We start from the raw sequence: 18,271 nt of genomic DNA on the forward strand, positions 1-18,271 counted from the left end.
CGGCCTGAGGCCGTGGCGCTTGTGCGCATCGACGCGTCGCCGATGGCGCGCCCCCGACGGCCTGAGAGTGGCGATCCGGAGGCGCTGTCCTTTGCTTTGGGGCCGGTTTTCCCGCCTCATGGACGATTGTTTTTTTGCGGACGGCTTTTAACCCCCAGATGGATCAGTAGTTGCGGTTAACACTTTAAGTTAATCGACTGTTCATGGGACAGTAACACTCGCCGCGAATGATCGCAGCATATGAGACTTCTTCAACTTTCCAAGGGTGTATCGCTTGCCCTTTTATTTTCTTCACTTTCCCTCCATGCCCAGATGACGACCGGGCGTTTGATCGGGACTGTGACCGATGCCTCCGGCGCTGTGTTGAGCCACGCGGAGGTGAGCATCACCAACGAGGGAACCGGCATCGTCCGGACGGTTTATACGAGCGGCGATGGACAGTTCACCGCCGTGTCCCTGCCGCCGGCCGAGTATGACGTGAAGGTCTCTGCGACGGGCTTTTCCAGCAGCGAGGTGAAGCACCTGGTGCTGACGGTTGGGCAGGAGCTGATCCACGACTTCAAGCTGCCGGTGACGGGTGCGACGCAGGACGTAACGATCGATGCGGGAGCGGCGATCGCGCTGGATACGTCTTCGGCGAAGATTGGCGCGAACGTCTCCAGCCGCGAGATTGAGAACCTGCCGATCAATGGACGGCAGATCTCGCAGCTTTACCTGCTGGTTCCGGGCGCGACGAATGCGGGCACCGGAACGTTCGACAATATCCGGTTTTCAGGGCGCGCGGTGGAGCAGAATATTCTGCGTCTGGATGGGATTGAGGCGACCTCGATCATCGATACGTCTCCGGGAAACCTGAACGGGGAGCTTACTTCGACGTTTCGGTTGCAGCAGTCGCTGGAGGCGGTGCAGGAGTTCCGTGTGGATTCTTCGAGCTATCCGGCGGAGATGGGAACGGGTACGGGTGGACAGATCAGCTTCATCACGAAGTCGGGCACGAACAAGTTTCATGGGTCGCTGTTCGAGTATGTGCGGAACGACTTCTTCGACGCGCACAACACGTTTGTGACGACGAGGAAGCCGAAGTTCCGGCTGAACCAGTTCGGCGGATCGATCGGTGGACCGGTGATGAAGGACAAGATGTTCTTCTTCGCGAACTATGAGGGTCTGCGGCAGATCTATCCGACGGCGTTTTCGACGCCTACGCTGACGAACTTCTACCGTGCGCAGATTCCGACGACCTCTCCGCTGTATGGACTGCTGGCGGCGTTCCCGACCGATCCGACTCCGGCTTCGGCTGAGACGGCTACGTCGACCTCTTCGCCGGTGGTGGTGGGGAACAACAAGATCAACGAAGACTTCGGCTCGATCCGGCTGGATTATCACGTAAACGACCGGTTCAGCGTGTTCGCTCGCTATAACCGCGACCAGGGCGTCTCGACGCAGGTGCAGGATGCCTCGCTGAGCAAGTTCGGGCAGGTGGAGGTTCCGCAGAACGGGGTGATCGGCGTGACGCAGGTGTGGTCGCCGCGGGTGTTCAACGAGACGAAGTTCGGCTACAACGGGGCGAAGATGCGGGTGCAGGGTATTGCCGGGCCGAGCCCGAATGCCGACATCAGCAAGGCGCGTATCTCGATTGCGGGACTGACCAACATCGGTGCGCTGATCAGCCTTTCGAGCTCGTTCAACGGTGTGGGTGCGCCGTATACGGCACAGAGCTATTCGTACATCGACAATCTGTCGCTGGTTCGGGGGAGCCATACGCTGAAGTTCGGCGTGGAGGTTCGTCCGCTGTCGCTGTACAACAACCAGATTGGCGGTACGACGTATACGTACAACACGCCGGCTCTGTTTGTGGCCAATGCTCCGGCGCAGATCCAGTTCTTCGGCGATCTGAGCGACCTGAGCCCGTTTACCGGGTTGAGCGGCAATGCGCTGGTGAAGCAGGCGTATTACATCGGCTATGCACAGGACGAGTGGAAGGTGACCTCGAACCTGACGCTGAGCTACGGCATGCGGTATGAGTACTTTTCGCCCCTGCATGAGACGCGGAACAAGAACGTGTTCTTCGATATGACCGCGGGCACGATTATTCCGAAGTATGCGGGCGATTGGTACACGAGCAAGAAGACGAACTTCGGGCCGCGTGTGGGTCTGACGTGGTCGCCACGCTGGTCGGAGAACCATACGGTGTTGCGTCTGGGCGCGGGCATGTTCTATGGGCCGGGACAGACGGAGGACCAGATTCAGCCGGAGGCGAACGACCGCGTGTCGCGTACGTTTACCACGGGGAAGGCGTATCCGATTCTTCCGGCGACGGATGTGTACCAGGGGTATGACATCAACAGCCCGACGCTGGGCTATCAGCCGCGTGCGTATGCACCGGGATACAGCATTCCGGAGCGGGTGACGACGTATACGGCTTCCGTGCAGCAGGAGCTTCCGGGCAAGATGCAGATGATGGTGGCGTATGTGGGGTCGACGGGTTCGAACCTGTTCCTGCGTTCGATCACCAACCTGATCACGAGCGTGACGACGAATCCCACGACCGGTGTGGGAACGGCGGTACGGCAGTTCGGCGGACGGTTCGCCGAGATCGATTACAAGACGTCAGGCGGATTCGACCAGTATCACTCGCTGCAGTCGAGCCTGCAGAGGCGGTTTGCGCGCGGACTCTCGCTGGGTGCGCAGTACACGTGGGCGAAGGAGCTGGGCAATTCGAGCGGTTCGAATGAGGCGACGACGGCGCAGAATCCGTATGACTTCAATACGGAATATGGTCGCGGCACCTTCGATATTCGCCACTCGCTGAACGCGACGGTGCTGTATGACCTTCCGTTCGGACGGGGTCGGCAGTTCTCGCTTTCGGGTCCTCTGGATGCGATTGCGGGCGGATGGCAGATGGGCGGGATTGTGAACTTCCGCGCAGGGCTGCCGATCGATGTGCTGATTACGCGTCCGGATGTGGCGTACGTGGGCAAGGTGGGCACGGCGTATGCGGGGCAGACGTTCTCGAGCCCGGTGCTGGTTGGGGGCGTGGTGCAGACGACCGCGGTGGCGAACGTTCCGGGCGGCGGCAACACGCGGAACATTCGCCGGCCGAACGTGGTGGCGGGTGTGAGCCCGTACCTGAAGACGGGTCGTCAGTTCCTGAATCCGGCGGCGTTTTCGACTCCGGCTCCGGGGACGTTCGGCAACTCGCGCCGCAACGACTATACGGGACCGGTGCTGGCGCAGCTCGACCTGACGCTGGCGAAGTCGATCCATGTGGCGGAGCGGATGTCGTTCGACTTCCACGCGGATGTGTACAACATCATGAATCATCCGAACTACGCCAATCCGGGTACGGTGCGGTTGACCCAGACGCTGGCGACGGCTCCGGGCAACGGCTCGCAGCCGGGGACGCCGTTTACGCTATCGAACGCGGGCGCGTTCGGTGCGTTGACCTCGACCGTGGGGAACCAGGTGGGGATCGGCGCAAACCGGCAGATTCAGCTTTCGCTGCGGGCTATCTTCTAGCCGCGCGGAACGAGGTTTCGATCTCTCGTAAAAGCCCTCCGTCTTGGAGGGCTTCTTTTTTGCGTGGAGAATCCGGGATGTGCATGACGTTTATGACGAAGTTGTCATTTTCGATTGAACTCGGACTAGTCTTGTCGTATATTCAATCTATCGGATTTGCACGATGCTCGCGGTAGATTTCGCGAGGCTGGATCGAGTTGAAAGCTCAGATCCCCGTGGATGAATCTCCTGGCAGAGACCACGAGGACCTGGGACGAAGCGCTTTGAAGCGACGACGCCTCCTAGTATAGGGTCGCGTCCGCGGCTCTTTCAACTTGCACATTTTCCAAGGAAGCCCGCGTTGGCGGGTTGAGCGGTTCGGGAGCCCTTCTGCGTGTTTTTCTGGCGCGTGAATGGTGAGACGGCCCGCTTGCCAGAACCCGCGCCTGTTTCCTAGCGCGGCGGCAGGATGGAGGAGAGAACGACATGAAGCGTACGAAGACGCGGTTTGAGGCTCGGGGCTATCAGCATCAGGGAGTAAAGAGCACGGAGACGGTCGCCAAGACGACTGCACGTGTGGAGCGGGTGTCGGGCGTGAGTTCGGTGGGCGGGCGGACGCTGATGGCGGGTGCGCTGGCGTTCTCGATGGTGGGCACCGCGCATGACGCGTTAGCGATGGGGTCTCTTTCGGCGAAGCCGGGTACCGCCGCCGCACCGTCCTCGCTCGAGGCGGGTTTGCCAGCGAAGACCTTTGCGATTCCGGAGGGTCCGCTGGATGCGGCGATCAAGCAGTTTGAAGCGCAGTCCGGGATCCATGTGAAGACGCAACTGACGCCTGGCGTGATGGCCGGCTTCACCACCAAGGGTGTGACGGGTACGCTTCCGTCGGGTGAGGCATTGAAGCTTCTGCTCGAGGGGACCGGTCTGCAGTCGCGCATGGAAGATGAGGCGACGATCGTCGTCGGTCTGGCCGCGCAGGAAGACATTACCGTGACGGCGAAGGCCTCGATGCCGCTGTCGCAGTTTACGGAAGAGCTGAAGGATACGCCGCAGACGATTGCGGTGGTGCCGCAGTTCATCATGCAGGAGCAAGCGGTGACGACGCTGCGCGATTCGCTGCGAAACGTTCCGGGGATCAGTCTGGCGGCGGGTGAGGGTGGTGCGCAGGGAGACAGCCTGACGATTCGCGGGTTTACGGCACGCAACGACATCTTCCTGGACGGGATTCGCGACTTTGGCAGCTACTACCGCGACTCGTTCAACTATGGGCAGGTCGAGGTACTGGAAGGGCCGGCAGGCATCGAGTTCGGCCGCGGTTCGACGGGTGGCGTGATTAACCAGGAGAGCAAGCGTCCCACGGACACGAAGTTCGTCGCAGGCACGGTGCAGTTGGGCACGGATGTGACGCGCCGGTTTACGCTGGATGTGAACAAGCCGCTGGGCGAGGTGATGGGCGGAGGCACAGCGTTCCGGTTGAACCTGATGGGCAACCTCTCCAACGTGGCGGGGCGCGATGTGGTGGTGAACCGCCGGTTCGGTGTGGCCCCATCCTTGAGCTTCGGAATGGGCACGAGGACGCGGGGCACGCTGAGCTATGTTCACCTGGGCGAGAACGATATTCCGGACTACGGTATTCCGTGGCTGCTGAACAGGCCCTCTGCCGCGGTGCGGAGCGCGTACTACGGGTTCAAGCATTCGAACTTCCTGAACACGCATGACGACATCGTTACGTTCCGGCTGGACCACGATGTGAATGAGCATGTGAGCCTGCGCAGCATTACGCGTTTTGCGAACTATCCACGCAACACGCAGATTACGGAGCCGCAGATCTGCTCGAACGGGGCGATTTCGCCGACGACCGGCAAGATTCTGGCACCGACGAACATTCTGAATTCCGCGCAGCTCTGCCCTTATAACAACGGCGTCGCGAGCGATCCGGCGACGATCCTGGTGAATCGTAACCAGATCTCCGTGAAGAGTGTGGAGAGCGATCTGTGGCAGCAGGATGAAGCGATTCTGCACTTCAAGTTCCTGAACATCGGTCACTCGATGGTGTTTGGTCTGGAGGGTGGCCGGGAGATGTCGAATCCGATTCGTTATACCTCTACGGGCGTGACCCCCGCGACGCTGCTGAACCCGAACGAGGACCTTCCGTTCATGGGCACGAAGGTTCTGAACACTGTGACGCATGTGGCGGCGGATTCGGCTGGATTCTTCTTCGTCGATACGGTTCACCTGGGCCGGTACATCGATGTGACGGGCGGCATTCGATACGACTATTTCTACACGCAGCAGAGGCAATACACGGCGAGCACGGGGCTGGCTCCGTTCTACTCGCGTATCGATCGCAAGCCTTCGTACCGGGCAGCGTTTGTGGTGAAGCCAAACTCGCATGGAAGTGTTTACTTCGACTACGGCACGAGCTTCAACCCCTCGGCAGAGTCACTTTCGCTATCGGCGACGACGAGCGTTCTTCCTCCGGAAGAGAACGAGACGTACGAGATTGGATCGAAGTGGGAGTTCCTGAACGAGAAGCTTTCGTTAGCCGGTGCGATCTTCCGGACGGAGAAGGACAATGCTCGCGAGACGTCTCCGGCGAACTCGACGATCACGGTGCTGGCGGGTAACCAGGTGGTGAAGGGGGCGCAGGTCTCGGTGACCGGGCGGCTGCGGAACCAGTTCGACATCCTGGCGGGCTATGCGTATCTGCATAGCGAGGTGATCTCGTCGCAGTACTTCCCCAATGCGATTGGGGCACCGCTGGCGAACGTACCGAAGCAGACTTTCAACGTGTGGCTGAACCGAGCGCTGGCATGGCGGTTTACAGGCGGACTGGGCGGCAACTATGTGGCTTCGCGTTCGGCGAGTTCTACGATTCCTTACGTGGCTACGGCCTGGACGGGAACGACCCCGGCGAATGCCGTGGTGACCGCGACGGCTCTCAAGCAGGTCCCCGGGTACTGGGCGTTCAATGGTGTGGTTTCGCGTCCGATTACGGAGAAGATCTCGCTGCAGGTGAATGTGAACAATATCCTGAACCGGTACTATATCGACCAGCCGCATCCGAGCCATCTCGTACCGGGAGCGGGACGGAGCGCACTGTTCGGAGTGAACTACAAGTTCTAAGTTGTCAGTGCTCAGTTGCCAGTTCTGGGTTGGTTCTCCTTGCAACTCAGAACTGGCGACTTACCCCGTTTTGGAGGATGTTGCCGTGTTGATTACGATTCCGGATGTTTTGACAGCAGAGCAGGTGAGCTATGCGCGGGCCAAGCTGGACGCGGCGCAGTGGGTGGATGGACGCGTGACGGCGGGACACCAGTCGGCGCGGACCAAGGACAATATGCAGTTGCCGGAGGGGCATCCGGTGGCGTTGGAGCTGGGAGAGATGATTCTGGGCGCGCTGGGGGCGAATCCGCTGTTTGTTTCGGCGGCGCTTCCGCTGCGGGTCTTCCCTCCCCTGTTCAACTCGTACGCGGGTGGGCAGTCGTTTGGGGTGCATGTGGACAACTCGATCCGGCAGGATGAGCGGACGGGCGGGCGCATCCGGACAGATATTTCAGCTACGCTTTTTCTGACGGCGCCGGAGGACTATGACGGCGGCGAGTTGATGGTCGAGGATACGTATGGGGCGCACTCGGTGAAGCTGCCAGCGGGGCACATGGTGCTGTATCCCTCGACGAGCCTGCACCGGGTGACTCCGGTGACACGCGGGGCGAGGGTTTCGAGCTTCTTCTGGCTGCAAAGCATGATTCGCTCGGATGCGGACCGGGCGCTGCTGTTCGATCTGGATCAGGGGATTCAGCGAGTGTCGGCGGAGGCTCCGGGGAGCGGCGCGGCGGTGGCGCTGACGGGGGTGTATCACAACCTGATGCGGCGCTGGGCTGAGATGTAGAGGGCCCTTCGCGGGCGGCGGGCACTTCGTGACCCGTGTGCCGGTGTTGCCAGCTGACACTCTGCCGGTCCTTGCGTTGCTCGGAGACTAGACTCCGGCCGACGGGAGGATGACGCGCTTTTTCATGTGGAAGAGGATGCGGGCGTTGGTGAGGGTGACCTGCTGGACGATGTCGAAGTGGGGGGCGAAGGCGGCCAGGAAGGCCTCTTCGGTGAGGTGCGCGTAGATGGCGTCGCGTCCGCGGAGGACCTCGCGGAACTTCTCGTCGGTGGGCGGTACCCACTCGATAATGAGGCCGGAGGTGGTGATCTCGGCCGCGAGGCCGGCGATGTGCTCGAGCGGAATCTGGCTCTGGAGCAAGAGGTGGTGGATGACCGCGAGCATGAGCACGAAGTCGAAGTGAGCCTCGGCTCGGTCGATGAAGGAGGCGTTCTCCTGGTTGTGCCAGCCGACCGCGGGCGTGGGGCGGGAGAGATCGATGTGCAGGGGCAGGATCGCGGCGGCGTACGGCGACTGCGAGAGGCGCGCGAAGAGGATGTCGACGGCCTGCTGGTCGGTGTCGAGGGCTACGACCTGCGCGCCGGACTTGGCGGCGATCTCGGAGAAGGTTCCGGTGTTGGAGCCGATGTCGAGGACGCGGCTGGGCTTGACGGCCCCAAGGACGCGGCTGACGAAGGTCTGCTTTTCGGCCTGTTCGGCGGTGGTGTAGTGGGTAGCGGTCTCGGTGTAGTCGGACCAGGTGGAGGCGTGCTGCTTCGGGGTGAGGAGCTCCATCTGTTTGCGGAGGCCGGCGATGGTTTTGCCGAGGATGTAGGTTCCGGCTTCGGCGTCGACTTTGGGGGATTTGGGTGCGGTAGCTGGGCCGCTCTTGCGCTTGCCGGAGAGAAGGAGAGGAAGCGTCACGGCGGAGCGGGCTGGCTGGCTCCAGCGGGTGGCGAAGGGGAGATGCCGGCCGATCTCTTCGGGCTCATATCCATCGCGGCGAGTGATGCTCGCCTGGAGAGGCCAGCCTAGTTTTTCGGACGCGAGAAGAGGCAACAGGAAGGTGCGGATGAACTGACCGGAGGCGAACCAGATGGGTGTGGTGGGGTCGACCTTCGCGACGGAGAGCACGTCGACAAGGATGGGCCTGGTGCCGACGAAGAGGATGTTCGACGGGGTGGCGTCCTTGAGGATGTAGCCCACGGCGAGGAGATCGGCGCAGATCGAGAGGGTGAGCTTTGCGGCAGCGAGCCACATGCCTGGGCTCCACTCCCAGTGGTAGGAGACGAAGGGGATGCGGGGGTGGCGGAGGACGAGAGGCTGATCGGGGGTGGGGGCCTGGATGACGGTGCTGGAGACGAGACTGCCCTCCTCGACGAGCCGATGAGCCAGGGGCGTGTCGAGGAAGGCCAGGATCTCCGCATCATGCGGGGGATAGACGGTGCGGTAGGCTGCGTCGGCGCGTAGTTCGAGGGTGCCGGCGGGGTCGCGAAAGGTCTTCAACAATGCCAGTTATCCGTTGGTCTGTTCGAGCTTGGCGGCGGCAGGCTGCGGGGCCGGCTTGGTGATGAGCGCCTTGATCTTGCGGCGGAAGTAAAAGAGGCTGGCGGTGACTGCAGCCGAGGCGCTCTGGAAGACAAGCAGGGCGGTGCCGGGATCGGTATAGGCGTGGGCCGGGCGCTCAAAGAAGACGGCCAGTGCAACGAAGAATGCGATGTTAACTGCGGTGTAGAGCGCTTTAAGACTCATCCAGATCCTCGCGAATGAAGAGATGCCATTGCTGGCGGAAACGTTTGCCTTCGTCTTTCGAATACGACAAGACGACTTTAAACAGAGCCCCTTGAAGCCGCATCAAGGGTATGGGGAGTGCGTGGGGCCCTTGGTTCTCAAATAGACGCGTATCTGAAAATAAAGTTGCGAGAAACTTGTCTTCAGTTTGTAACGACAACAATGAGGGAAAGGGTTTGTTTTGTAGACGACCCAACGGCCTGGGACACTACCTGAATGGGGTAGGTTCCGCTGGGAACCTGAGCCGGATACTGCGACGTACAGCCGGTGAGGGCGGTGAGGAGACACAGGGATGACAGGGCTTGGCGGCGGCGTTTGAAGGTGAGGACGAGGAGGAAGGCAAGGGTGGGTCCGGCGGCGGGGTGAGTGAGGGCGAGGAAACCGGGGATTGCATCGGTGTCGAGCGTGAGGGTGACGGGGAGGGTGGATCCGGCGGTGAGGCTGGGGGATGCGGGGGAGAAGGTACAGGTGGCGTTGGCGGGAAGGTTGGCGCAGGAGAGGATGAGGGTAGCGGCGAAGGTTCCGATGCTGGCTAAGGTGAGGGGTACCGGGGCATGGTGGCCGGACTGGATCGTTATGGTCTGATTGGCTGTGGAGAGGACGTAGCCCCGGTTGGCGATGGTGAGGGTGAGGGCGTTCGAGGCGGGCAGGGTGACGGGGGAAAAGTTTGCGGAGCCGAGGTAGATGGCGTCGATGAGCCAGGTGCCGTTGGGCAGGGTGGGGAGGGTCGCGGAGGCGTGGCCGGTCGGGTCCAAGGGAAGGGTCGCGAGGACGTTGTGGGTGGTGAGTTCGAGGAACTGAACCTGTCCGGTGGGCGAACGGGTGGAGAGTGGGGCTGCGACGGTCGCGGAGAGGGTGACGGACTGGGTTTCGTCGGCGGTGGAGGGGGTAACGGCGAAGGAGAGGAGGGTGGTGGCGGGGGCGATGCGCTGGGTGAGGGTGTCGGATGAGGGCGCGATGGTGGCGGAGCCGCTGTAGGTGGCGCTGAAGGGGAGGGTTGCGGCGGGGAGGGCGGTGGTCGTGAAGGATGCGCGGCCGGTGGTGTCAAGGGGGAGGGTGGCGAGGGGTTGGGAGTTGGCGGTGAAGACGATGGAGCCGGTGGGCGTGGCGTTCTGGGCGGTGACCTGCGCGGTGAGGGTGATGGACTGGAAGGCCTCGGCGGGGCTGGGCGTTGCGTTGAGGATGATGGTGCTGGCGGTGAGGATTTTTGGGAGAGCGTGCTCGTAGGGGCCGAGGTCGATGCGGCCGTCTTGTATGCGGAGGATGTCGTCTAGATCGTGTTGCGCGAGGGCGAAGGCGGTTGTGCCTTCGGCGAGGGCCGGGGAGTGGGGGGAGAGGTGATAGTCGGCCTGGACCCGGTTTGCGAAGAGGGGGTCGGCGAAGAGGTTGGTGCCGGGATCGGGGCAGGCGCCGGCGAGGACTGGGCCGGAGGCGTTGTGGAGGAGATTGTGGTGGAAGGCAGCTGGTTCAAGCGAGCAGGCGAGGGCGGGGTGGCTGGATGAGGTGGCGAGGATGTTGTTGACCACCATGAGTTGGGGGGAAGAGAGGGTGAGTTCGGCAGAGGAGTCGCAGGTGGCATTGTCGGCCACGGTGTTGTTGAGGAATGTGCCGGGGGATGCGATGGAGACGGCGGGGCCGCAGTGGCTGGAGTTGGCGTTGATGAGGTTTTGCTCGAAGTGGATGGGTTGGGTACCGCTGGTGAAGATCGCGGATGGGGCGTCGTTGCCGGTGAGGTTCTCGCGGAGGATGTTGCTTTGGAGGGTGGCTTGCGCGCCGGTCAGGGCGATTCCGGCGGAGATGGGCTGGGCTGCGGTGAGGTCGTTGTGTTCGACGATGTTGTGGAGGAGCGTGGGGGAGCCTCCGCTGAAGACTACGGGGGCGACTGGTTGCGCGATGCAGAGGGCGCTGGGGTGGGTTTCGCGGAGGATGTTGCGGGTGAGCAAGGGCGAGGATTGGGTGGCGTCGAGGGCGGTGCAGAGGTTGTGGGTGAGGATGTTTCCGGCGATCGTGGGCGAGGAGGCGACGAGGAGGATGCCGCCGCCGTGGCTCGTTGTGGAGGCTGGTGCTCCGTTGCGGAGGGTGAAGCCGGAGAGGCTGGTGGCGCGGGTTTCGCGGGTGGCGAAGGTGACGACCGGGGCCAGGTTGCTGCCGTCGAGGATGGTGGTTTCGGGGCCTTCGGTGCTCTGAAGGGTGATGGCCTTGCCGCGGAGGTCGAGATTCTCGAAGTAGGTGCCGGGGGAGACGAGGATGGTGTCGCCGCTGCTGGAGGCGTCGATGGCGGACTGGATGGTGGAGGCGTCCGCGGGGACGTGCGTGGTGCGCTGCGCCTGGGTGGTGAGGCAGGCGAGCAGCACCAGGGGCAGGAACCGGAGTACGGCGTAGGGTGTGGATTTGCGCATGAGACGCCCAGAGGTCGGAGTGTTCTTCTGGACGTCTTATCGGCTGAGGCGGAGCGGGGATGAGGACGGCCGGACTGGCCCGCTGCGCGCGGGGCGGGCGTTCTCATGCTTTTTTGCTGCTTCGCGTGGCTGTTCCTGGGTCGAGAGAGAAATCCGGCGGACGGCACACATGATTTCGCGGGGAGCATGCTTCAGGGCTGCGCGTAGTAGCCGTCGCGGGTACGGATCTTGTAGCCGGGCTTGTCGAGTTTGACCTCGAGGTGGTGGTACTCGTTGGGATGCTCCGCGGGACGGGGTTCTACGGTGAGCTGGTACCAGGAGGCGGAGTCGGCTAGGCAGCGCTTGAGAAGGCCGGCGACGTCGCTGCTGCCCTCAAGAGCCAGACCGCCGCTCTGGAGAGCGAGGACCTGCAGGCTGAGGTCGGCGAGGTCGGTATCGTTGGGTTTGCCGACACCCTTTTCGAAGGCCTGGTAGTAGTTGGCGCGGAGAAAGTTCTCCGCGGGGCCGATGGGGTTGATGCCGTAGACCGTGACGTTGGACTGGCGGAGTTCGTTGGAGAAGCCGACGACGTCGCGGAAGATGGCCTCGTGCTGCTTGCTATCCAGATTGATGCCGGGACCGGAGAGAAGGGGCCAGCCGGGCGAGATCCAAAGGATGATCTTGCGGCCGGGGAGGGTGGCGGCGTAGCGGGAGAGTTGGTGGACCGCGTTGAGGGAGATCTGGACGCGGTCGTCGGCACCATAGATTCCGGAGGAGCGGGTGATTTCGCGGAGGCCGATGGAGAGCTTCTTGAGGGAATCGTCGAGGAGGTTGCCGTCGGAGGAGAAGCCGGGGATGCTCTGCAACCCCTTGTCCTCCAGCACGGCGAGGGTGGTGGGGTAGGCGAGGCGGCCTTCGTCGGCACGGAGGAACCTGCCGACCTGATCGCGCACGATGGCGACGGTGCCGAAGCGGGCGTTGACGGCATCGATGACGAGGATGACCTCAACGGGCTCCTGGGTGGGGGTGAGGACCTTGAAGGAGGTGATGGGGCTGGGCGTCTTGTTGTCGAAGAGGGTGAACTCCTGCGGCTGGAGACCGGTGACATTCTGTCCGGCCTTGGCTTCGACGGAGACGTCGAGGTGCAGGGTGTGCGAGGCAGGCGGGGTAGGCTGGTCGGCCTGACGGTCGATTTGGGGGACTGCGACCGGAGGCGCGGTGTGCTGGGCGGCGAGCGGAAGGGCCACGGCAAAGGCTGCGGTGAGGCAAAGACGGAGGTGAGCGACGGTTGACATGATTCCTCTTCCCAGTGGGTTCCAGCCGAACGGACGAACCCGCTCTGCATGAGATGCAGAATGGCTAGCTGGCGAATGCGAGTTGCGCGAGCAGGACTGCGTTGAGGGCGAGGATGACGCCGACCGAGATCCAACCGGCGATGCGGGTGCGGAGAGCGCTGGCGAAGTCTCCCATGACGGTGGTGCGGTTGGTAAGGATGAGGAGGGGGATAAGCGCGAAGGGCAGAGCGAAGGAGAGGACGACCTGAGAGAGGATGAGGATCTTCAAGGGATCGAGACCGACGGCGAGAACGATGAGCGCGGGCACGATGGTGATGAGTCGCCGGAGGAAGATGGGGAACTTGATGTGGAGGAAGCCTTCGATGATGACCTGTCCGGCCATGACGCCGACGGTGGAGGAGGAGAGTCCGGAGCAGAGGAGGGCGACCGCGAAGATGGTGGCGGCGGCCGGGCCGAGGAGAGGGCCGAGGGTCTGGTAGGCGCGTTCGACGTCGGTGACGGGGGCGCCGAGGTGCGTGAAGGCTACGGCAGCGACGACGATCATGGCGGAGTTGATGAGCCATGCGCCGTTCATGGCGACGAAGACGTCGATGAGCTCGAAGCGCAGGTAGCGTCGGCGGATGGTTGCGCCGGGGATGCGGCTATTGGGGGCGGTGAAGGTTTCAGGCTGTTCGGTGACGAGGGTCTTGAGGCGGGGCTGGACGAGGGCCGAGTGGAGGTAGATGACGTGCGGCATGACGGTTGCGCCGAGCATGCCGACGGCGAGGTAGATGCTCTGGTGGAAGAGCAGGGGGGAGCTGGTGTCGAGGGTGGGGATGAGAACGCGGAGGGCTGCGGCGTGCCAGTCGGGGTGGACGAGGAAGACCTCGAAGCCGTAGCAGAGGCCGATGATGCCGACAAAGGTCATGATGCCGGCTTCGAGCCAGCGGAAGCCGATGAGGTCGAGCGCGAGGATGGCGAAGACCGCAACGGAGGCGGCGATTCCGGCGGTGAGCAGCGTGCCGGTGCGGGAGAAGCCGTGGGCCAGCATGGCGGGGCCGAAGAGCAGGAAGAGTCCGAGGGCTGCACCGAGGAATTCGGCGAGGTCGGTGGCGATGGCGGCGATTTCGGCGGCGATCCAGAGGGAGAGGGTGACGGGGCGCGAGAAGTGTTTGCGGCAGTTCTGCGGGAGGGTGAGGCCGGTGACGATGCCGAGCTTGGCGGCGAGGTACTGGATGAGGATCGCCATGGCGTTCGACCAGAGGAGCACCCAGAGGAGTCGATAGCCGAGGCGTGAGCCGCCTTCGATGTTGGTGGCGAAGTTGCCGGGATCGATGTAGGCCACGGAGGCGACGAAGGCGGGTCCGAAGTAGCTCCAGAGCTCATTGCGGCGGAAGCCGAGGGAGCGCTTGGTGGACGAGCTGGCCGCGAGGGTGGCGGCAGGAGAGGTTTCGACCGGCTCAGCTTCGATCTGAGAGACGAGGACGGGTTCGGGTTCGGGAGGGGCCGGGTGGCTTTCGTCCATTCGCATCCAGTATAGGGTCTGGCGGAATTTCTTCGGGCGGTTCTTATGTGGGCGGTATTTGCGTCGATAAGGGGAGCATGCAGACGGTAACCGAGACGACCGAGCGCGCGGCAAAGTACCTCCTCTTCCGGCTGGGCACGGAGACGTTCGGTGTGGATGTGATGCGGGTGCGGGAGATCGTCGGCATGCAGACCGTGACGGTCGTCACCCGCGCGGCAGGCGGCGTGAAGGGGTTGATCAACCTGCGCGGCAAGATCGTGCCGGTGATTGATCGACGGACAGACGGTACGGTTACGGCCAAGAGTTCGCTAATCGTGATGCGAGACGGCGCTTTGACGGTGGCCATGGTGGTGGATGAGGTGATGGAGATTACGGGGACGGCGGATGGTATGCGGGTGCTCGATGCCGGAGAGATCCGATGATGCTCCGTCGATGCGCAGGCTGGCTGTGCGCGCTGCTGATCGGCGGCGCGATGTTGCAGAGCTTGATTGCGTTCTACTCTCTTCGCTGGATGATGGTGTTTTGCGTTGTCTCGACGATTACGGGCGCGGTGCTTTCGCTGCGCGCGCTCCGCTGGGTCGATGGGCAGATACGGGCTAAGGCCCATGCGTTACGCGACGGCGCGAGCAGGATTGCGGATGTGGCGGGGCAGGCTGGTTTGGCGAGCGAGAGCATGGGGCATGACTCCATGACGCAGTCGCGCGCGATGGATGAGACGGCGGTCGCGAGTGGCAACGTGCCTGCGACGGCCCAGCGCCATGCGGACAATCGACGTGCGGCCGTGGCGACGATGATCGAGTCCGAAGCGAAGTTTGCCGCGATGAGCCATTCGCTGGGACAGATGATCGAGGCGATGGAAGGGATCGATGCTTCGAGAAGGAAGATTGCGACGATCATCCAGTCGATCGATGAGATTGCGTTCCAGACCCGTCTGCTGGCATTGAATGCGGCGGTGGAAGCGGCACGTGCGGGCGAGGCGGGCATGGGATTCGCCGTGATTGCAGATGAGGTGCACAGCCTTGCGCTGCGGTCGGCCAGTGCGGCTCGCGATACGGCTGCGTGGATGGAAGAGTCGAGGATGCAGGTGAGGAGCGGCCAAGAGAAGGTCGAGGATGTTGCGTTGGGGATCCACTCGCTTGCGGAGGGGGCCGCGACGATGAAGACGCTGGTCGATGCGACTCATGGAGGGTCGTTGGAGCAGGCAAGCGGTATTGCGCCGGTGACCCGACTGCTGAGGGAGATGGATCACGCGGCAGTGAGTGCGGAGCAGTGGAGCGGCGTGGCACGGCGGCTGCGTGCGGAGGCGGAGGCGATGCAGGATGCGGCCGCACAACTGACGGGCCTGGCGGATTGTAGATCGCGCGGGGTAGAAGCCCCAGGGATGGCGGAGACCTATGCTTGAGACCACCGTGTCGACAGCTCTGGCCGACGACGAAGCGATGATCCGTGAGTTCATCCTGGAAGCCAACGAGCATCTCGCATCGATTGAGAACGGCATGCTTGCGCTGGAACAGGATGCGGGCGGTGAGACCATGCACGCGATCTTTCGCGGGTTTCATACGATCAAGGGGCTTGCGGGATTCCTGGAATTCACGGCGATTCAGACGTTGACGCATGAGGTGGAGACGCTGCTGGACCTGGCGCGGACAGGCACGCTGGCGGTATCGGGTGGTGTTGTCGATGTGGTTCTGGAGAGCTCGGATATCGTTCGGCAGGAGCTTGCGAGGATCGAGCAAAGGCTGGCTGGACAGACGGCTGCTGCGAGCCGCGTGGATAATGCTCTGCTGGAACGGATTCGTGCGGCGGCGCGAGGGGAAGCAGCGGCGGTGAAGGGTCCGGCTGTTGCGGTGGAAGCGGCGAAGAGTCATGAGGCTGCTTCGTTGCGCATCGATACGGGCAAGCTCGATGAGTTGATGGAGATGGTGGGCGAGCTGGCGATTGCGCAGGCGATGGTTGCGCAACATGTGGTGGTAAACGATGGAAGCCTGACGCGGCTTGCGCGTATCGCGGCCAATCTGCAACGCGTTGCGATGAGCATGCGCATGGTGCCGCTGGGCGCGCAGTTTCAGAAGACGGCACGCGTGGTGCGCGACCTCTCGCGGCGTGTGGGTAAACAGATTGCGTTCGAGACGGCGGGCGAAGAGACGGAGCTTGATAAGACGATCGTTGAAGCGCTGGCGGATCCGCTTCTGCATATGATTCGCAACTCGATCGATCATGGAATCGAGACGCCGGAAGAGCGCGTGGCCATGGGGAAGGATGCGACTGCGCGGATTCGTCTTGCTGCGTCTCACCAGGCGGGGCAGATCGTGATTGCGATCTCCGATGATGGGCGAGGCTTGAATAAGGAACGCATTCTTGCGAAGGCTCTGCAGCATGGCTTGATTCGCGCGGGGCAGGAGATGACGGAGGACGAGATCTTCATGCTGATCTTCGAGGCCGGGTTTTCGACGGCGGAGAAGGTGACCGATATCTCCGGGCGGGGCGTGGGCATGGATGTCGTGCGACGGCATGTGCAGGCGCTGCGCGGGCGGATCGAGATTGTTTCCAAGGCCCATGAAGGCACGACGTTCTTCATCAAGCTGCCGCTGACGCTGGCGCTGATGGATGGGCTTGTGGTGGCGGTGGGGAGTGAGCGTTACCTTGTGCCGGTCTCTTCGGTGCGCGAGATGCTGCGGCCTGCGGCGGAGAGGATGGATGGAGAATGTGTCACGTTTCGTGGCACATCGCTGGAGGTGGTGCGTTTGCATGCGCTCTTCGGGGTCACGCCACGAAGCTATGATTTCGCAGAAGGGACCCTGGTTGTGTGCGAGACGGAAGGGCAGGCATTCGCACTGTTCGTCGATGAGGTGATGGGGCGGCAGGAGGTCTTGAGCAAGAGTCTTGGAGCGAGCTTTGAGGAGGTGCGTGGCTTTGCCGGATGCGCCATTCTTGGCGATGGGCACGTTGCGCTGGTGCTCGATGTGGATGCGGTGTACCAGGACGGGGGTCATGCTGGCGCAATCGCCGCCGATAGACAGAGCAAGGAGAGCATGCGATGACGGGGACGATTCTGATCGTGGATGATTCGGCGATGATGCGCAAGGTTGTGCTGCGCACGCTGAAGATGGCAGGGGTGGACTATGACAACGTGCTCGAAGCACGCGACGGCGCGGAGGGACTGGCGATGCTGAAGGAGCACAGGGTCGACCTGATCATGTGCGACATCAACATGCCAGTGATGGGCGGGCTGGAGATGATCGAGGCGATCAAGGCGCAGGAGCTTGCGCGCGGCGTGCCCATCGTGATGGTGACGACGGAGGGCAGCGAGGTGCAGGTGCGCCAGGCGATTCTGGCAGGGGCGCGCGGGTACATTCGCAAGCCATTTACGGTGGAGCACATTGAGAGCAACGTGAAGCCCTTGCTGGCGGCGTAACGGGAGGAGAGCGATGACGACGGCGATGGCGGCTTATGGCACGGAGCACTTTCGCAGCCACGATAACCTGCGGTTGATGGATGAGACCGTCGCCGAGGTCTTCGGGATGATGCTGGGTCATGAGACGAGCATCGTGGCTGAACAGGAAGACGCAATGAGCGAACGGCGGACGGCGATCGTTGGGTTCTCCGGAGCGCTGCGCGGATGCTGCGAGGTGAGAATGAACTCGATGGCGGCGCGAACGGTGACGTCGGCGATGCTGGGCGCGCCCATGGTGGATGCGGAGGATCCTTCGATTGGCGATGCGGTGGGCGAGATATGCAACATGATCGCGGGCGGATGGAAGAACCGAGTGCCCGCGCTGGCGAGTGCGTGCGCATTGTCGCCGCCCACGATTATCTCGGGCAGCGACTACGTGGTGAAGCTGGGTACGCCCTCGATCAAGTTTTTGAGGACGTACCAGTTTGGCGGGCAGACCATGCAGATCACGATGCAGTGCGAAGAACTGGCTCGGGCCTGACG

Annotated in this window: 13 protein-coding genes; 8 read left to right on the forward strand and 5 right to left on the reverse strand. The window is 62.7% G+C overall.

What is annotated here, in order from left to right:
* Positions 1-312 precede the first annotated feature (312 nt).
* The 3 genes from BM400_RS00665 to BM400_RS00675 all read left to right on the forward strand — a co-directional run bounded on the left by BM400_RS00665 (position 313) and on the right by BM400_RS00675 (position 7,387).
* Complete coding sequence (locus BM400_RS00665; RefSeq protein WP_245781605.1) at positions 313-3,516, forward strand: TonB-dependent receptor; 3,204 nt, start codon at positions 313-315, stop codon at positions 3,514-3,516.
* Between the two features lie 465 nt (positions 3,517-3,981).
* Positions 3,982-6,621, forward strand: coding sequence for a TonB-dependent receptor (locus BM400_RS00670; RefSeq protein WP_245781606.1), 2,640 nt, complete (start codon positions 3,982-3,984; stop codon positions 6,619-6,621).
* Positions 6,622-6,706: 85 nt separating this feature from the next.
* Positions 6,707-7,387, forward strand: coding sequence for a Fe2+-dependent dioxygenase (locus BM400_RS00675; protein ID WP_089841328.1), 681 nt, complete (start codon positions 6,707-6,709; stop codon positions 7,385-7,387).
* Between the two features lie 87 nt (positions 7,388-7,474).
* On the opposite strand, the gene BM400_RS00680 is transcribed toward BM400_RS00675, so the two are convergent.
* From BM400_RS00680 to BM400_RS00700, 5 genes are all read right to left on the reverse strand, one after another.
* Positions 7,475-8,872, reverse strand: a complete 1,398-nt coding sequence (locus BM400_RS00680; RefSeq protein ID WP_245781607.1) for a class I SAM-dependent methyltransferase — start codon at positions 8,870-8,872, stop codon at positions 7,475-7,477.
* Between the two features lie 9 nt (positions 8,873-8,881).
* On the reverse strand, positions 8,882-9,118 hold the full coding sequence (locus BM400_RS00685) for a hypothetical protein (RefSeq protein ID WP_089835685.1): 237 nt from the start codon (positions 9,116-9,118) through the stop codon (positions 8,882-8,884).
* Positions 9,119-9,300: 182 nt separating this feature from the next.
* Positions 9,301-11,556, reverse strand: coding sequence for an Ig-like domain repeat protein (locus tag BM400_RS22700; protein WP_089835686.1), 2,256 nt, complete (start codon positions 11,554-11,556; stop codon positions 9,301-9,303).
* Between the two features lie 191 nt (positions 11,557-11,747).
* The gene (locus BM400_RS00695; RefSeq protein ID WP_089835687.1) at positions 11,748-12,830 is read right to left on the reverse strand and encodes a VWA domain-containing protein; all 1,083 of its coding nucleotides are present in this window, start codon (positions 12,828-12,830) and stop codon (positions 11,748-11,750) included.
* Between the two features lie 64 nt (positions 12,831-12,894).
* Positions 12,895-14,334, reverse strand: coding sequence for an Nramp family divalent metal transporter (locus BM400_RS00700; protein ID WP_089835688.1), 1,440 nt, complete (start codon positions 14,332-14,334; stop codon positions 12,895-12,897).
* A 77-nt stretch (positions 14,335-14,411) separates the two neighbouring features.
* On the opposite strand from BM400_RS00700, the gene BM400_RS00705 reads away from it, so the two are divergent.
* Genes BM400_RS00705 through BM400_RS00725 form a run of 5 tightly spaced genes read left to right on the forward strand, consistent with a single transcriptional unit; the run spans position 14,412 to position 18,269 of the window.
* On the forward strand, positions 14,412-14,756 hold the full coding sequence (locus BM400_RS00705; RefSeq protein ID WP_089835689.1) for a chemotaxis protein CheW: 345 nt from the start codon (positions 14,412-14,414) through the stop codon (positions 14,754-14,756).
* The gene (locus tag BM400_RS22705; protein WP_089835690.1) at positions 14,753-15,736 is read left to right on the forward strand and encodes a methyl-accepting chemotaxis protein; all 984 of its coding nucleotides are present in this window, start codon (positions 14,753-14,755) and stop codon (positions 15,734-15,736) included. The genes BM400_RS00705 and BM400_RS22705 overlap by 4 nt, the downstream gene beginning before the upstream one ends.
* Positions 15,729-17,375, forward strand: a complete 1,647-nt coding sequence (locus BM400_RS00715) for a chemotaxis protein CheA (RefSeq protein ID WP_089835691.1) — start codon at positions 15,729-15,731, stop codon at positions 17,373-17,375. Before BM400_RS22705 ends, BM400_RS00715 begins: the two co-directional genes overlap by 8 nt.
* On the forward strand, positions 17,372-17,749 hold the full coding sequence (locus tag BM400_RS00720; protein ID WP_089835692.1) for a response regulator: 378 nt from the start codon (positions 17,372-17,374) through the stop codon (positions 17,747-17,749). The genes BM400_RS00715 and BM400_RS00720 overlap by 4 nt, the downstream gene beginning before the upstream one ends.
* A 13-nt stretch (positions 17,750-17,762) precedes the next feature.
* On the forward strand, positions 17,763-18,269 hold the full coding sequence (locus BM400_RS00725) for a chemotaxis protein CheX (RefSeq protein ID WP_089835693.1): 507 nt from the start codon (positions 17,763-17,765) through the stop codon (positions 18,267-18,269).
* Positions 18,270-18,271 lie beyond the last annotated feature (2 nt).

This window comes from Granulicella pectinivorans (genome assembly GCF_900114625.1).
GTDB lineage: Bacteria > Acidobacteriota > Terriglobia > Terriglobales > Acidobacteriaceae > Edaphobacter > Edaphobacter pectinivorans.

Coding starts and splice junctions, on each gene's coding strand:
- BM400_RS00665 (WP_245781605.1), top strand. CDS start 313: ATGACGACCGGGCGTTTGATCGGGACTGTGACCGATGCCTCCGGCGCT.
- BM400_RS00670 (WP_245781606.1), top strand. CDS start 3,982: ATGAAGCGTACGAAGACGCGGTTTGAGGCTCGGGGCTATCAGCATCAG.
- BM400_RS00685 (WP_089835685.1), bottom strand. CDS start 9,118: ATGAGTCTTAAAGCGCTCTACACCGCAGTTAACATCGCATTCTTCGTT.
- BM400_RS22700 (WP_089835686.1), bottom strand. CDS start 11,556: ATGCGCAAATCCACACCCTACGCCGTACTCCGGTTCCTGCCCCTGGTG.
- BM400_RS00695 (WP_089835687.1), bottom strand. CDS start 12,830: ATGTCAACCGTCGCTCACCTCCGTCTTTGCCTCACCGCAGCCTTTGCC.
- BM400_RS00700 (WP_089835688.1), bottom strand. CDS start 14,334: ATGGACGAAAGCCACCCGGCCCCTCCCGAACCCGAACCCGTCCTCGTC.
- BM400_RS00705 (WP_089835689.1), top strand. CDS start 14,412: ATGCAGACGGTAACCGAGACGACCGAGCGCGCGGCAAAGTACCTCCTC.
- BM400_RS22705 (WP_089835690.1), top strand. CDS start 14,753: ATGATGCTCCGTCGATGCGCAGGCTGGCTGTGCGCGCTGCTGATCGGC.
- BM400_RS00715 (WP_089835691.1), top strand. CDS start 15,729: ATGCTTGAGACCACCGTGTCGACAGCTCTGGCCGACGACGAAGCGATG.
- BM400_RS00720 (WP_089835692.1), top strand. CDS start 17,372: ATGACGGGGACGATTCTGATCGTGGATGATTCGGCGATGATGCGCAAG.
- BM400_RS00725 (WP_089835693.1), top strand. CDS start 17,763: ATGACGACGGCGATGGCGGCTTATGGCACGGAGCACTTTCGCAGCCAC.